This window comes from Mesorhizobium sp. P2_A12 (genome assembly GCF_056405075.1).
Map to the genome: position 1 here is coordinate 830,042 of NZ_JBFUCU010000001.1, position 12,905 is coordinate 842,946.

The following is a 12,905-nucleotide window of genomic DNA, read 5'->3' on the forward strand; positions in this document are numbered from 1 at the left end:
GATAAGCTCTGCCGTCGGCTTTCCTTCCCTTGCGCGCCGGTGTTTAGTCCGGCCATGGCCTTCACCATCCGCCAGTTGCAGTTCTTCATCGCCGTCGCCGAGCAAGGCACGGTGTCGGGTGCCGCGCAGAACCTCTCGATCTCGCAATCCTCGGTCACCGAAGCGATCAAGGAACTCGAAAGCGATCTCGGGGTCGAACTGTTCGAACGCCATCCGCGCGGCCTGAACATCACCCACAAGGGCCACCAGTTCCTGCGCCATGCGACGAAAATCCTTGCCGACGTTTCGGATGCACGCCGCTCCTTCTCCGGCGAACAGGCAGCCGCGGGCGGCCGGCTGCAACTCGGCGTCACCTCGATGGTCGCCGGCTACGTGCTGTCGGACCTTCTTGCCCGCTACCGCCGCGCCTATCCCGGCGTCGAGGTCTCGGCCATCGAAGACAATGGCGACTATCTCGAACATCTCTTGATCGGCGGCAAGCTCGACATCGCCGTCATGGTCACCTCCAACCTGCGCGACCGCACGGCACTGCAGTCGGAAATCCTCGAGGTCTCGGCCTATCGCCTCTGGCTGCCGCTCGGCCACCCGCTCGCCGGCGCCGACATCATCAGCATTGGCGACATCGCCTTCGAGCCGCTGATCATGCTGACAGTCGACGAGATCGAGGAGAACACCGGCAAGCTGCTGACGGCGATCGGCGCCAAGCCGCATGTCGCCTTCCGCACCCGTTCGGTGGAAGCCGTGCGCAGTCTCGTTGCCACCGGCGCCGGCGTGGCGCTGCTGCCCGACCTCGTCTACCGGCCCTGGTCGCTGGAAGGCGACCGCATCGAATCGCGCGATATTTCCGGCTCCTTGCCGGTGGTCCAGGTCGGCATGGTGTGGCGCCGCGGGTCCGGCCTGCCGCAGGCGGCACGCGATTTTATAGGCCTCGCCCAGTCACAGCGCACGGTCCGCCGCTAGTGGCCTACTCCAGCCTGACGTCTCCAGTCTCGCGCTTGCGCCTTGTGACGGAAACCGCCTCCGCCTTGAACGACCCGATCGGAGCAACCTCGAAGCGGCCAGCGCCGGCAAGCCTGACGGCGCGGCGGAACGTCGGACACTCCATCGGCCGGGCGGCCGGACATCGGGCGGCGTGACGCAAAGCCTCTCGGATCGCGGTCAGGCGCTGGATGGTGCGGTCCAGTTCGTCCGCCTTGGCATCCAGGCGCCCTCGATCCATTTTCGGCAGGCCGTCGGGCCTCAGCATCGCGGAAATCTCGTCCAGTGCGAATCCACCGGCGCGTCCAAGCGAGATCAAGGCGAGCCGTTCCAGGACGGCCGGGTCGAACAAGCGGCGCAGGCCGCGACGGCCGATTGAGGCGATGAGGCCCTTCTCCTCATAGTAGCGAAGCGTCGAGGCGGGTACGCCGGTGCGGCGCGACACTTCGGCAATGTCCATATCTTTCATGCTTGACCTCAAGTCGGCTTGAACTCGTAAAGTGCTCGCGACGATCGGTGAGAGCAACAGAAAAGCGAGGTCCGTCATGCCGCAATCCGCGCAGCCAAACACACGGCAAGCCGCGCTCTGGAACGATGCCAGCGGAAAGGCCTGGGTTGAGATGCAACCGATCCTCGACCAGGTAATGGCGCCGTTCGAGCGGCTGGTAGTCGATGCCGGCTATCCCGGGGAAGGGGGCAATGTCCTGGACATCGGCTGCGGCGCCGGCGCCACGACTCTGGCGATGGCGCGCCGCGTGGGCAACGACGGACGTTGTGTTGGGCTCGACATCTCACAGCCGCTTGTCGCCTTGGCGACGAAACGCAAGGGGGCAGAAGAGGTAGCAAACGCAAGTTTTGAAGTGGGCGATGCCCAGACGTATGCGTTCGAAGTCGGGAACTTCGACGCTGTTGTCTCGCGTTTTGGTGTCATGTTCTTCGATGATCCCGTGGCTGCGTTCGCCAACATAAGACAGGCCGCAAGCCGCGGTGGCAAACTCACCTTTGTTGCTTGGCGCAGTCCGGCCGAGAATGATTTCATGACGACCGCCGCGCGAGCGGCTGCGCCTTTCCTGCCGCCCGCACCCGCGCCGGACCCCGATGCGCCGGGGCAGTTTGCCTTTGCCAACGCCGCCAAGGTGAAGCGTATTCTTGAAGCGAGCGGCTGGTCGTCAATCGAAGTCGAACAGGTGGATGTCCCGTGTCAGATCGCCGAAGATGATCTGATGACGTTTGTCACCCGATTAGGGCCGGTCGGCGCCGCGTTACGTGAGGTTGACCGGGCAACGGCCGAAAAAATCACCGCGGTGTTGCCTGCTGCGTTCGCGCCTTTCGTGGAGGATGGTGAGGCTCGCTTCAACGCCGCCTGCTGGCTGGTGACGGCGTTGGCTTGAAGGGGCATCGATCTATCGGAAAAACCGATATCGCCTTTCTGATAAATGAATTTGCGAAACCGGAATTTTCAAAGCACTTTCGGTCTAGGGACCAAAGTCGCCACCAGAGCGACATCAAGTCCAACGCACGAACTGACAGTTTTTCAGTCCGCGCGTGACCCCTAGCGAAGACCGAAACCGGCTTTCGGGGTCAGGCGCCAAAATGGGAGATCGATGATGAATTCATTCCTGAAGTCATGCACTGTTTTGACGGTGGCGCTGACCTTCTCCGGTCAGGCCGTCGCCCAGGTCAAGGAAATTGGCAAGGGCGAAGGTCAGGTCAACATCGTTGCCTGGCCGGGCTACATCGAACGCGGCGAAACCGACAAGGGTTATGACTGGGTGACCTCCTTCGAGAAGGAAACCGGCTGCAAGGTCAACGTCAAGACCGCCAACACCTCCGACGAGATGGTCTCGCTGATGAACGAGGGCGGCTTCGACCTCGTTACCGCTTCAGGCGATGCGTCGCTGCGCCTCGTTGCCGGCAAGCGCGTGCAGCCGATCAACACCGATCTCATCCCGAGCTGGAAGACGGTCGACGAACGCCTCAAGGACGCCCCGTGGTTCACCGTCGGCGGCGTCCACTACGGCGTTCCCTACCAGTGGGGTCCGAACGTCCTGATGTACAACACCGAGGTGTTCAAGGAAGCGCCCAAGAGCTGGAACATCGTCTTCGAGGAAATGAAGCTGCCGGACGGCAAGTCCAACAAGGGCCGCGTCCAGGCCTATGACGGGCCAATCCATATCGCCGATGCCGCCAACTATCTGATGTTCCATAAGCCGGAGCTCGGCATCAAGGATCCCTACGAACTGAACGAGGACCAGTACAAGGCAGCGCTCGAGTTGTTGCGCGTCCAGCGCACGCTGGTCGGCCGCTACTGGCATGACGCCGCCATCCAGGTCGACGATTTCCAGAACGAAGGCGTCGTTGCTTCCGGCTCGTGGCCGTATCAGGTCAATGCGCTGGTCGCCGCCAAGAAACCGGTCGCGTCGACCGTGCCGGAAGAAGGCGTCACCGGCTGGGCCGACACCACCATGATGGAGGCCGACTCCGCCAATCCGAACTGCGCTTATATGTGGATGGAACATTCCTTGTCGCCGAAAGTGCAGGGCGATGTCTCGGCCTGGTTCGGTTCGCTGCCGGTCGTGCCCGCCGCCTGCAAGGGCAACGAGCTGTTGACCGACGAAGGCTGCAAGACCAACGGCTACGACAATTTCGACAAGATCAAGTTCTGGAAGACGCCGGTGTCGAAATGCGCCACCGAGAACGACCAGTGCGTGCCCTATTACCGCTGGGTGTCGGACTATATCGGCGTCATCGGCGGGAGGTGATTTCGCCTCTTTGCTGAGCTCGGCGCTGCCCCTCACCCTTACCCTCTCCCCGTGAAGAACGGGGAGAAGGGGGTCGCCAGCGTTGGAGCGCTTTCTTCTCCCCGTCACTATACGGGGAGAAGGTGCCGGCAGGCGGATGAGGGGCAGTGCAGCCGCTTGATTTTGATGAGCCTGACAGATCAGGACAACCCATGACCACCGCCGTTTCCTTCCAGAAAGCCTCGCGCCATTTCGGCAGCATTCGCGCCGTCGACGCGGTCGATCTCGATATCGCGCCGGGCGAGTTCTTCGCCATGCTCGGGCCGTCCGGTTCCGGCAAGACCACGTGCCTGCGCCTCATCGCCGGCTTCGAGCAGCCGACCTCGGGCTCGATCTCGATCTTCGGCGAACGCGCCGAGGGCGTGCCGCCCTATCGCCGCAACGTCAACACCGTGTTCCAGGATTACGCGCTGTTCCCGCATCTGAGCGTGCTCGACAATGTTGCCTATGGCCTCATGGTCAAGGGCATCGGCAAGGCGGAACGGCACAAGGCGGCTGAAGAGGCGCTGTCGCTGGTGCGGCTGCCGGGCTATGGCGCCCGCCGCCCCGGCCAGCTTTCCGGCGGCCAGCGCCAGCGCGTCGCGCTCGCCCGTGCGCTGGTCAACCAGCCCAAGGTGCTGCTGCTCGACGAGCCGCTCGGCGCCCTCGACCTCAAGCTGCGCGAGAACATGCAGGAGGAGCTGAAGTCGCTGCAGAAAGTGCTCGGCATCACCTTCGTCTTCGTCACTCACGACCAGGGCGAGGCGCTGTCGATGGCCGACCGCGTCGCCGTCTTCAATGACGGCAAGATCATGCAGATCGGCACGCCGGAGGATATCTACCAGCGGCCGAAGACCCGCTTTGTCGCCGATTTCGTCGGTTCCTCCAACGTGCTGCCGCCCGATTTCGTCCAGCGCTATTGCGGCCAGCATCGCTGGGGCAGCCTGCGGCCTGAATCCATTCGCGTCGGCCGCACGGCCAAGGGGGCGGCAAGTGGCGAAGGCGTTTCCGCTCGCCTCGTCTCGACCAACTATCTCGGCGCCACGACAAAACTCGCGCTCGATGCCGACGGATTGAAGCTGCACGCCATCGTGTCGGCCGGCAACGCCCTGCCTGTGGAAGGCGAGGCGGTCGTGCTCACCTTCAACCGCGAGCACCTGCATCTGATGGACGAGCCGGTATGAGCCTCGACGCCGCCATCCCGCGCGCCACTGCGCCCGCCATCCTGCCGGGCAGCGGTGGCTTGCGCGGCGCGCTATCGGATCTCTTCTGGCGCAGACCCAAGGTTCTGCTGCTCCTCATGCTGCTGCCGCCGGTTCTGTGGCTCGGCATCGTTTACATAGGCTCGCTGTTCGCGCTGCTGGCGCAGAGCTTCTTCTCCATCGACGAGTTTTCCGGCCTCATCAACCGCCAGTTCACTCTGAAGACGTATGGCGACCTGTTCCAGGCGGCCAATCTCGACATCATCCTGCGCACGGTGACGATGGCGGCGCTGGTCACGCTGGCCTCGGCGATCATCGCCTTTCCGATCGCCTACTACGCGGCGCGCTATGCCCGTGGCCGCTGGAAGGCGCTGTTCTATCTCGGCATCATGCTGCCGCTGTGGTCGAGCTATCTGGTCAAGATCTACGCCTGGAAGCTGATCCTGGCCAAGGAAGGCATCCTCACCTGGCTGTTCGGCAAGCTGCATCTGCAATGGCTGATTGACGCCTGGCTGTCGCTGCCGGTCGTCGGCGGCAATTCGCTGTCGGTGTCGTTCACCGGTACCTTCATCGTCTTCGTCTATGTCTGGCTGCCATTCATGATCCTGCCGGTGCAGGCGGCGCTCGAGCGCGTGCCGGGCAATCTGGTCGAGGCTTCGTCCGATTTGGGCGCTTCGCCGGGACAGACCTTTCGCAATGTGCTGTTCCCACTGGCGCTGCCGGGCATCGTCGCCGGATCGATCTTCACCTTCTCGCTGACGCTCGGCGATTACATCATCCCGCAGATCATCGGCACCTCGCGCCTGTTCATCGGCCAGGCGGTCTATTCCCAGCAAGGCACCGCCGGCAACATCCCGCTCGCCGCCGCCTTCACCGTCGTGCCGATCGTCATCATGGGCTTCTACCTTTGGGGCGCCAAGCGCATGGGGGCCTTCGATGCGCTCTGATGGTTCTCAGTCGGCTCCGCTCAGCCTGAAGATGGCGGCCGCCTGCGGGCTGCTGTTCCTGCATCTGCCGATCCTGCTGATCTTCGTCTATGCCTTCACGACGGAGGAGAAGAGTTTTGTCTGGCCGCCGCCCGGCCTGACCACGCAATGGTTCGCCGTCACCTGGAACAGGCCCGATGTCTGGCAGGCACTGTCGCTGTCGGTCAGGGTTGCCGCGATCTCGACCGCGATCGCGCTGGTCCTCGGCACGCTCTGTTCGGCGGCAGTGTCGCGGACCAAATTCTTCGGCCGTGAAACCATCTCGCTGCTGGTCATCCTGCCGATCGCGCTGCCCGGCATCATCACCGGCATCGCGCTGCGCTCGGCCTTTTCGCTGGCCGACATTCCGTTCTCGTTCTGGACGATCGTGCTGGGCCACGCCACCTTCTGCGTCGTCGTCGTCTACAACAATGCCGTGGCCCGTTTCCGCCGCACCTCGGGTTCGATGATCGAGGCGTCAATGGATCTCGGTGCCGACGGTTTCCAGACCTTCCGCCATGTTGTGCTGCCCAACATCGCCACCGCGCTGCTCGCCGGTGGCATGCTGGCCTTCGCTCTGTCCTTCGATGAGGTCATCGTCACCACCTTCACCGCCGGCCAGCAGCAGACACTGCCGATCTGGATGCTGGAAGAGCTGATCCGACCGCGCCAGCGCCCGGTCACCAATGTCGTCGCGATGGTCGTCGTGCTGGTGACGCTGCTGCCGATCCTCGCCGCCTATTACCTGACCCGCGATGGCGACCAGATCGCCGGTTCGGGCAAGTAAATCCACGAATTCGTAAGGGAGAGACGTCCATGGACACCCAGATGCTGATCGGCTCGAAATTCGAGAAGGGCACCGAAACCGAGGAGCCGATCCTCAATCCAAAGACCGGGGCGACTATTCTCAACCTGCCCGAAGCCAGCCAGGCGCAGATCGAGGCGGCAGTCACGGCCGCCGAACAAGCGTTCGTCTCGTGGTCGCGCACAACGCCGGCGCAGCGCTCCGGCTATCTCCTGAAAATCGCCGATCGCATCGAGGCCGAGGCCCAAGGGTTCGCGACGCTCGAGGCGCTCAACTGCGGCAAGCCGATCAACGCCGTGCTGAATGACGAGATCCCGGCGATCGTCGATTGCTACCGCTTCTTTGCCGGCGCCGTTCGCTCGATGCCAGGCGTGGTCGCCGGCGAATATCTGCCCGGCCACACCTCGATGGTACGCCGCGACGCCATCGGCATCGTCGCCTCGATTGCACCCTGGAATTACCCGCTGATGATGATGGCCTGGAAGCTGGCGCCGGCGATCGCCGGCGGCAACACCGTGGTGTTCAAGCCGTCGGAGCAGACGCCACTGACGGCACTGAAGCTGGCAAGAATCCTTGCCGAAATCCTGCCGGAAGGCGTCGTCAATGTCGTGCTCGGCCGCGGCGAGAGCGTCGGCAACACGCTGATCAATCACCCCAAGGTCAACATGATCTCGATCACCGGCGATGTCGCCACCGGCAAGAAGGTGCTGCAGGCGGCCGCCAAGTCGGTCAAGCGCACGCATCTCGAACTCGGCGGCAAGGCGCCGGTCATCGTTTTCGATGACGCCGACCTCGGCGCGGTGGTCAACGGCCTGCGTGCCTTCGGCTACTACAATGCTGGCCAGGACTGCACCGCCGCATGCCGCATCTATGCCGGCAAGAAGATCTACGACAAGCTCGTCGCCGATCTGTCCTCGGCTGTCTCGACCATCAAGTACAATCGCCCCGACGACACCGAAAACGAGATCGGGCCGCTGATCTCGCGCCGCCAGCGCGACCGTGTCTCGAGCTTCGTCGAGCGCGCCTCGGAACTGAAGCACATCGAGATCACCACCGGCGGCAAGCCGGGCGAGGGCTCGGGCTTCTACTACCAGCCGACCGTCGTTGCCGGCGCGCTGCAGGAAGACGAGATCGTGCGCCGTGAGGTATTCGGCCCGGTCGTCTCCGTCACCCGTTTTTCCGAGGTCGACGAGGCGGTAAACTGGGCCAATGACAGTGACTATGGCCTGGCGTCATCCGTGTGGACCAAGGATGTCTCGCGCGCCATGGCGACGGCTGCCCGCCTGCAATATGGCTGCACCTGGATCAACACCCACTTCATGCTGACCAACGAGATGCCGCATGGCGGGTTGAAGCAATCCGGCTACGGCAAGGACATGTCGCTCTATGCGCTGGAAGACTACACCGCCGTGCGTCATGTGATGGTGGCTCACGGCTAGCGCGCTGAAGGAAGCCATCAACAAGGGAGGAAAGAACCATGCATCGCCGCCAATTTCTGACATCCGCAGCTGTCGCCGCCGCGCTCTTCGTCGCGGCGCCGTCTTTTGCCGCCGACACCGCGCAATCGGTGGTCGAAGCCTATGTCGCCGCCTGGAACGCCCATGACGCGGCCAAGGCGGCCGGCTACTTCGCCGACGACGTCACCTACTACGACGCTTCTGTCGGCAAACCGATCAAGGGCAAGGAGGCCGCCAAGACCGGCGTCATCGACAATTTCCTGAAAGCAGTCCCCGACGCGGTGTGGACGATGAAGGGCGCGCCCGTCGTAGAGGGCGACCGTGTCTCGTTCGAATGGGAGTTTTCCGGCACCAATACCGGCGCCTGGGCCGACGGCACCGCCGCCACAGGCAAGAAATTCTCCTTCACCGGCGCCTCGATGTTCTCGATCAAGGACGGCAAGGTCGCCACCCAAAGCGACTATTACGATGCGCTCGGCTTCTACAAGCAGCTTGGTCTGATGTAGCAGCTACGTCTGCTCCCCTTCTCCCCGTTGCCGGGGAGAAGGGCGTCGGCCACTACTCCACGATGCGATAGATATTCCACAGGCTGGTGCCCGATACGACATAGGGCTCCAACTCCTTGCCCCATTTGGCGTGCGCGTCGATCTTGCCTATCTTGGCGAAGAACGCCTCCAGCTGGGCCAGGCTTTCGATCTTGTGGTGGGATTCGATCGTCGCCTCCCGCGCGCCGATCGATCCGGTCATGATCTGGAATTCCAGGTCGGCGAGGCCGACCTGCGAGCCGATCTCGCGTTCCCATTTCTTCATCAGTTCGAGCACGGTCTGCTTGTGCCCGAACTTGGCGTCGATCTGCCATCTGGCGCTGAACATGGACGCCTCACTCGTCCCAGGCCTGCACGACGGTCTGCCGTGCGATCCGCCCGTTCTTCATCTCCAGCATCGCTGCCGCGAACACTTTCGTGCCGTCCGGATAGGTGCAGGCCTGGGTGAAGGCGAGGCTGTCGCCATCGGCGATCGTGGTATCGACCTTGTGGGTCATCGCCCGGCTGCAGATGTCGTCCCAGAACGTGCTGATCGCTGCGCGCCCGCGGATCTCGCGCGGCCTGCTCGGCGGGTTGTTGCGATCGATCACCCGCACCAGCGCGTCGTCGGCATAGAAGCTCGACAGCATCTTTCCATCACGGCCTTCGATCGCCTTCTTGATCGCCGTGCCGTCTACTGTCTGTGTCTTGGTCAGCATTTTATTATCCTCCTTATGCCCGTCTTCGCGATCGGGCGGTCGATGATCATGATGCTGCCGGGCGCTCATCGCCCTGCAGGATTTCTTTCACTGCGACTTGGCCTTGACGGCTGCGAACACGTCGTCGGTCTGCTTCTTGAAGGTCGCGAGGTCGACCTGGCTGCCATTGAGCATCGTCGACCAGTGGCGCACGATCGCGGCCATCGCCACCGCCTCCTTGATCTCCTCGTCGCTGGCGCCGTTGAGCTTGGCCGCCTCCGTATGGAAATAGATGCAGTATTGGCATGGGATCTGCGCTGCGACGGCGAGCCCCAACAGTTCCTTGGTCTTGCCGTCGAGCGCGGTCTTCGGGTTGAGCTGCACGCCCTTGATCTCGGCCCAGGCGCCGGCGACGGCCACATCCGGCAAGGTCTTGAACATGTCCGGCACCGAGCCGAGCGTCGCCTGGATGTCCTTGTAGGCAGCCGTCGCAGACGCGTCCTCGGCCTTTGCAGGAGCGATAGCGAACAACGCTCCAACACCTGCCGCAATCACCAGCGATCCGAGTGTCCGGTTTGACTTCAGCATTTGATTCTCCCTTGGCGGGCCTTTCCCGGCAACATCCGCCTGGCCCGTATGGAGAGAATTGATAGCGCCTACAGGCCTCGTGCCGCTTCGCCCGAAAGCGCCATGGCTCCTATGGCCCGTCCGGGCCAGTGTGCCTGGCGGAAAATGCAGCTGCCGCGGCCCGCGAGGGCAGGTCGAGCTTGAGCAGTATGTTGGCGACGTGGCGCTTGACCGTGTGCTCGCTCAGCCTGAGCTCGGCAGCAATCGCGGCATTGCTCTTGCCGTCGGCAATCAGGCTCACAACCTCGCTCTCGCGCGCCGTCAGCGAAGCCGGCTCCGTCGCCCTGGCCTTGGGACGGCAGGCCGGTTCCAGATGCTGTTCGGACATCGCCAGCACGAGCGCCAGCGGCTCGTCCAGTTCGTCGATGCTGATGCGGCCAGCATCGGCGAAATGGAGCCCTGAGCCGGCCGCCAGCTCCGCGACCAGCCGCGATGCCAGGATGTCGCCGCGCCCGGCATGAGCAGCGAGTTGCATCGTCACGCGACCTGTCAGCCCTTCCGGCGATCCGCGCAACTCGATCTCGCCGACATGCGCGCCCTGCGCGCTCGCGACGCCGATTTCCTGCGCTGCGTCGCGCAACGCCGCCGCGCATCGCAAGGCCCGCCCCGGTCCGTCGAAACGTGAAATCATCACTTCGCCATGCGTATCCACGCAGCGCCCGCCATGGCGTCCGACAAGGGTTCGCCATGTTTCCTGGAAGCGCTGGCTGCGTTCGCTCCACATGCGGTCGCCGAGCCGCGCCGTGTCATGGATACGTGTCACCAAAAGCGCCGCAAGCACGCGCTCTGCTTCCGCCACGGCGCGTGCGCCGGTCAGGAATTCCTCGATCAGGTCAGCCACACGATCGACATCGCCGGTCCAGATTGGATGGTCGCGCCCGGGGATTTCCGCCAGTCGCGCATTCGGGATGGTCTTGGCCAGGAAGCGGCTGGCGTCAGGATCGACCCGCACATCGTTGCGGCGATGGATCAGCAGCGTTGGCGCGCTGATTGCCGCCAGCACGCCGCGCACGTCGATCCCGGCGTTCATTCGCGCCAGTGCCGCGGCTGCGGTCGGGCTTGCCGACAAACGCTCGAAGCGCGCCCACCATTGCGTGAAATGCGGGTCGTCGACCCGGCCGGGCGCGAAGCTGGGCAAGGTAGCACCCGTGCCCCATGACGTTTCAGCCGTCTCGATGAAGGCCTCGAGGCGTTCCGGCGACATCACCCATTTGTGGAAATGCGCATAGCCGCCATAGAGCGCCAGCGCCCGCGTCCTTTCCGGATAGGTGGCGGCGAACAGCATCGCCATGGGCGCGCCTTCCGAGGCGCCAAGCAGTGCCGCCCGGCCGCTGCCGGTCGCGTCCATCACGGCACGCACATCGTCCATGCGCGTTTCGAGGCTGGGCAGGTGGTGCGCGTCGACACGGTCGGACAGTCCCGTGCCGCGCTTGTCGAACAGGATCAGCCGCGAGAACGCCGAAAGCCGCTTCAGCAGCCGGCTGTAGCCTTCGTCTTCCCAGTGCAGGTCGAGATTGGAAATGAAGCCGGGCACGAAGACGAGATCGAACGATCCTTGCCCGACCACCTGATAGGCGATCCGCACATCGCCGCTACGGGCATATCGGGTCTCGATCGGCCTCACGAGGTTCCGCCCCCGGCCTGACGACTTCTGGTCCTCAAACCATAGCAGAGCAGCCTGATCGCGGCAGTTCAAACTTTAGCGATGGAAGAAATAAGGCGCGGTGCCTCGGCGCTATTTCTGCGAAGCGGCGACGTCGGCCGGGGAAGCCTCGAGCCCGAGTCGGAGGTCGGCCTCGGCCGGCGTGATCGGTCGCCTGATCTTGGCCGAGGCGGCGACCACCAACTCGTTGAAATTCTCGGTGCCGCCATCCAGCAAATCGAACAGCTGCCGCCGCATCCTCGGCTCCCAGAACTTGTTGATATGCTCGGCGACGCCGGCAATGCCTTCCTCGCGAGGCTTGGAATGGAAAAAATCGGCGATCTGGTTTGCCATGCGCACCAGCTTCTCGCTGGTGCTCATGATGTGTTCTTCGTCATGCGACATGCTTGGCAACTCCGCAAACCACCCTGTCGGGGTGGGTGAAAATATCGAAATCATCGCCGCGAACCAGCGCAACCAGTGTCATCCCTGCGGCCTCCGCAGTGCGGATGGCGAGCGCGGTCGGCGCCGAAACGGCGATGATGATTGCGGCGCCGATAGCCGCCGTCTTCTGCACCATTTCGACCGAAACGCGCGATGTCACCACCACAGCGCCCGTTGAGCCATCGATGCCGGCTTTCGCCAACGCACCTGCGAGTTTGTCGAGCGCATTGTGGCGGCCGACATCCTCACGCGCCATGACGATGCCCTTGCCCGGCACATAGAAGCCGGCGGCGTGCACGGCTCCGGTTTCCGTGTGCAGTGGTTGCACTTTCGACAAAAGCTTGACCGAGCGGACGATATCGTCGGCATCAAATGTAAGCGTCGACGAACCGACCGCGTCGACCGAACGCATCGCTTCCTCGATCGATTCGATGCCGCACAATCCGCAACCAACCGGGCCGGCCAGTCGTCTGCGCCGCGCTTCGAAGCGCGTATTGGCGCTATCCTTCAACCGGATCTGGATATCGATACCGGCGCCATGATCCTCGACCTCGATGGCTTCGATCTCGTCAGGCTTGGCGATGATGCCTTCGGTCAGCGAGAAGCCGAGCGCGAAATCCTCGAAATCGGCCGGGCTTGCCATCATCACCGCATGGGTGGTGCCGGCAAACGAGAACGCCACCGGCGTCTCTTCCGGCACCATCCGGTTGGCAGCCGTCGTCCCGCTCGCGCGACGCGCCAACCGCGAGACCTGCGTCGTGGCTTTGCGGTGCTCGCTCAAGA

General features: G+C 63.5%; 15 protein-coding genes. 8 read left to right on the plus strand and 7 right to left on the minus strand.

The window, feature by feature from the left end; translation table 11 throughout:
* Positions 1 to 54 precede the first annotated feature (54 nt).
* Positions 55 to 960, plus strand: a complete 906-nt coding sequence (locus AC1DZU_RS03930) for a LysR family transcriptional regulator (protein WP_457154613.1) — start codon at positions 55 to 57, stop codon at positions 958 to 960.
* Between the two features lie 4 nt (positions 961 to 964).
* Here AC1DZU_RS03930 and AC1DZU_RS03935 read toward each other — a convergent pair whose 3' ends face one another.
* Complete coding sequence (locus AC1DZU_RS03935) at positions 965 to 1,447, minus strand: helix-turn-helix domain-containing protein (RefSeq protein ID WP_477281901.1); 483 nt, start codon at positions 1,445 to 1,447, stop codon at positions 965 to 967.
* Between the two features lie 31 nt (positions 1,448 to 1,478).
* On the opposite strand from AC1DZU_RS03935, the gene AC1DZU_RS03940 reads away from it, so the two are divergent.
* The 7 genes from AC1DZU_RS03940 to AC1DZU_RS03970 all read left to right on the plus strand — a co-directional run bounded on the left by AC1DZU_RS03940 (position 1,479) and on the right by AC1DZU_RS03970 (position 8,693).
* On the plus strand, positions 1,479 to 2,369 hold the full coding sequence (locus tag AC1DZU_RS03940) for a class I SAM-dependent methyltransferase (RefSeq protein WP_477281903.1): 891 nt from the start codon (positions 1,479 to 1,481) through the stop codon (positions 2,367 to 2,369).
* Between the two features lie 216 nt (positions 2,370 to 2,585).
* Entirely contained in the window at positions 2,586 to 3,740 is a 1,155-nt protein-coding gene (locus tag AC1DZU_RS03945) for an ABC transporter substrate-binding protein (protein WP_477281905.1), read from the plus strand.
* 191 nt (positions 3,741 to 3,931) lie between these two features.
* Complete coding sequence (locus tag AC1DZU_RS03950; protein ID WP_477281907.1) at positions 3,932 to 4,942, plus strand: ABC transporter ATP-binding protein; 1,011 nt, start codon at positions 3,932 to 3,934, stop codon at positions 4,940 to 4,942.
* Positions 4,939 to 5,907, plus strand: a complete 969-nt coding sequence (locus AC1DZU_RS03955; protein WP_457154419.1) for an ABC transporter permease — start codon at positions 4,939 to 4,941, stop codon at positions 5,905 to 5,907. The genes AC1DZU_RS03950 and AC1DZU_RS03955 overlap by 4 nt, the downstream gene beginning before the upstream one ends.
* Complete coding sequence (locus AC1DZU_RS03960) at positions 5,897 to 6,712, plus strand: ABC transporter permease (protein WP_477281909.1); 816 nt, start codon at positions 5,897 to 5,899, stop codon at positions 6,710 to 6,712. Before AC1DZU_RS03955 ends, AC1DZU_RS03960 begins: the two co-directional genes overlap by 11 nt.
* 29 nt (positions 6,713 to 6,741) lie before the next feature.
* Positions 6,742 to 8,169 carry a gamma-aminobutyraldehyde dehydrogenase gene (locus AC1DZU_RS03965; protein ID WP_477281911.1) on the plus strand — a complete coding sequence of 476 codons (1,428 nt, stop codon included), beginning with the start codon at positions 6,742 to 6,744 and terminating at the stop codon, positions 8,167 to 8,169.
* 38 nt (positions 8,170 to 8,207) lie between these two features.
* Entirely contained in the window at positions 8,208 to 8,693 is a 486-nt protein-coding gene (locus tag AC1DZU_RS03970) for an ester cyclase (protein ID WP_477281913.1), read from the plus strand.
* A 52-nt stretch (positions 8,694 to 8,745) separates the two neighbouring features.
* Here AC1DZU_RS03970 and AC1DZU_RS03975 read toward each other — a convergent pair whose 3' ends face one another.
* The 6 genes from AC1DZU_RS03975 to fdhD all read right to left on the minus strand — a co-directional run bounded on the left by AC1DZU_RS03975 (position 8,746) and on the right by fdhD (position 12,903).
* Positions 8,746 to 9,060 (minus strand): hypothetical protein, encoded by a 315-nt coding sequence (locus AC1DZU_RS03975; protein WP_477281915.1) that lies wholly within the window; start codon positions 9,058 to 9,060, stop codon positions 8,746 to 8,748.
* A gap of 7 nt (positions 9,061 to 9,067) precedes the next feature.
* On the minus strand, positions 9,068 to 9,430 hold the full coding sequence (locus AC1DZU_RS03980) for a nuclear transport factor 2 family protein (protein ID WP_477281917.1): 363 nt from the start codon (positions 9,428 to 9,430) through the stop codon (positions 9,068 to 9,070).
* An 87-nt stretch (positions 9,431 to 9,517) separates the two neighbouring features.
* Positions 9,518 to 9,997: a carboxymuconolactone decarboxylase family protein gene (locus AC1DZU_RS03985; protein WP_095082637.1), complete on the minus strand. Its 480-nt coding sequence runs from the start codon at positions 9,995 to 9,997 to the stop codon at positions 9,518 to 9,520.
* Between the two features lie 109 nt (positions 9,998 to 10,106).
* Positions 10,107 to 11,660, minus strand: a complete 1,554-nt coding sequence (locus tag AC1DZU_RS03990; protein ID WP_477281920.1) for an alpha/beta fold hydrolase — start codon at positions 11,658 to 11,660, stop codon at positions 10,107 to 10,109.
* Positions 11,661 to 11,771: 111 nt separating this feature from the next.
* A complete protein-coding gene (locus tag AC1DZU_RS03995) occupies positions 11,772 to 12,083 on the minus strand; it encodes a formate dehydrogenase subunit delta (protein ID WP_457151683.1) in 312 nt (103 codons plus the stop codon).
* Positions 12,073 to 12,903, minus strand: coding sequence for a formate dehydrogenase accessory sulfurtransferase FdhD (fdhD, locus tag AC1DZU_RS04000; protein ID WP_477281923.1), 831 nt, complete (start codon positions 12,901 to 12,903; stop codon positions 12,073 to 12,075). Before fdhD ends, AC1DZU_RS03995 begins: the two co-directional genes overlap by 11 nt.
* Between the last annotated feature and the right edge of the window lie 2 nt (positions 12,904 to 12,905).

Coding starts and splice junctions, on each gene's coding strand:
- AC1DZU_RS03930 (WP_457154613.1), top strand. CDS start 55: ATGGCCTTCACCATCCGCCAGTTGCAGTTCTTCATCGCCGTCGCCGAG.
- AC1DZU_RS03935 (WP_477281901.1), bottom strand. CDS start 1,447: ATGAAAGATATGGACATTGCCGAAGTGTCGCGCCGCACCGGCGTACCC.
- AC1DZU_RS03945 (WP_477281905.1), top strand. CDS start 2,586: ATGAATTCATTCCTGAAGTCATGCACTGTTTTGACGGTGGCGCTGACC.
- AC1DZU_RS03950 (WP_477281907.1), top strand. CDS start 3,932: ATGACCACCGCCGTTTCCTTCCAGAAAGCCTCGCGCCATTTCGGCAGC.
- AC1DZU_RS03955 (WP_457154419.1), top strand. CDS start 4,939: ATGAGCCTCGACGCCGCCATCCCGCGCGCCACTGCGCCCGCCATCCTG.
- AC1DZU_RS03960 (WP_477281909.1), top strand. CDS start 5,897: ATGCGCTCTGATGGTTCTCAGTCGGCTCCGCTCAGCCTGAAGATGGCG.
- AC1DZU_RS03965 (WP_477281911.1), top strand. CDS start 6,742: ATGGACACCCAGATGCTGATCGGCTCGAAATTCGAGAAGGGCACCGAA.
- AC1DZU_RS03970 (WP_477281913.1), top strand. CDS start 8,208: ATGCATCGCCGCCAATTTCTGACATCCGCAGCTGTCGCCGCCGCGCTC.
- AC1DZU_RS03975 (WP_477281915.1), bottom strand. CDS start 9,060: ATGTTCAGCGCCAGATGGCAGATCGACGCCAAGTTCGGGCACAAGCAG.
- AC1DZU_RS03980 (WP_477281917.1), bottom strand. CDS start 9,430: ATGCTGACCAAGACACAGACAGTAGACGGCACGGCGATCAAGAAGGCG.
- AC1DZU_RS03985 (WP_095082637.1), bottom strand. CDS start 9,997: ATGCTGAAGTCAAACCGGACACTCGGATCGCTGGTGATTGCGGCAGGT.
- AC1DZU_RS03995 (WP_457151683.1), bottom strand. CDS start 12,083: ATGTCGCATGACGAAGAACACATCATGAGCACCAGCGAGAAGCTGGTG.